We start from the raw sequence: 1,152 nt of genomic DNA, 5'->3' as shown, positions 1-1,152 counted from the left end.
ATTCATCAGACTATGGAACAGCATCCCCTTTTGCATGGGGGTTAACGGATACATATTTTCCAGTTCTCCAACCGTCTTGGTCTGCTCCTTAATCGTTTCTAATTGCTTCAGGGTCAGACCTTTTAGCAATACATCACTTGGAGTCAATTCGGTCCGCTCCCGTGTGACACAATGCTCGATCATTTCAAGCAGGTTGGATTTTAACAGATTAGCCAGCATGTGGACCGTGTCCTTACGGAAGGCTTTGCCGTTATACCGAATGCCCAGTTCCAGGATGCCGTTCGTTACGATTCCGCTCACATCCAGAGCATATTTCATCTTCGTCCGGTCGCTAACGACCGATCCAATCGAGTAAGGAGACCTACGCATATCGCTGTTTTTCAAGTCCTGATCAAACTGGCCGAGGTAATTGAAGCTCACTTGTGGCTCGGCAAAAGCTTGATGTTGACCAAGGTGCCGTGCATCTGCTTGCTGACCAACCGTTTGGCCGGATTCACTCAAATATCTCCATATACCGTAGCCCATTCCTTTATTCGGAATATGACGCAGGCTCTCTTTGACCTGTTTGATGCGTCCCGACAAAGCGTGATCACGACCGATGTCCAGCAATACCGGATATTGACTCGTAAACCAGCCTACCGTACGAGAAATGTCCGTATCCGGCAAAATATCCTCACGTCCGTGTCCCTCCAGGTTGATCAGGCTGCGTTCATGGCCGGTCCATGTGTACAGCATCATGCCCAAAGCAGTCAGAAGCAGATCATTCACTTCCGTGTTATATGCGCGGTGCGCTTGCTTCAACAGCCGTTCGGTCTCTTCTTCCGTAAGCTGGACGACCACTGTATCCGTGTCAGCCAAAGTAAATGGCTCAGCCTGCGCTTGATCCTCAGGCAAACGTACTTGGTCAGCCCAAGCGGCTGCGTTCAATTGCTCCCAGTAGGCGTGTTCACTTTCCATGGCTGTGCTATTCGCATACGCGGAGAGTCGCCCAGACCAGGAACGGAAGGAATCCGTTTTGTCCGGCAGCTGAAGCACTTCCTGATGAACGGCCTGTTCATAGGCAGTAGCCAAATCCTCAAACAAAATACGCCAGGATACCCCGTCCACCACCAAATGGTGAATCACCATCAGCAGATGATCTCCATCTGCACA

1 protein-coding gene is annotated in these 1,152 nt (G+C 50.4%); it reads right to left on the bottom strand.

From position 1 onward, the window contains the following. The coding region (locus GRP75_RS27590; RefSeq protein WP_237449236.1) for a condensation domain-containing protein at nucleotides 1-1,152 on the bottom strand (1,152 nt) is incomplete at both ends.

The sequence above is a fragment of the Paenibacillus sp. OT2-17 genome, assembly GCF_009827695.1.
GTDB lineage: Bacteria > Bacillota > Bacilli > Paenibacillales > Paenibacillaceae > Paenibacillus > Paenibacillus polymyxa_B.
The sequence above is the reverse complement of the archived record's forward strand: the minus strand, read 5'-3'. Positions and strand labels throughout refer to the sequence as shown.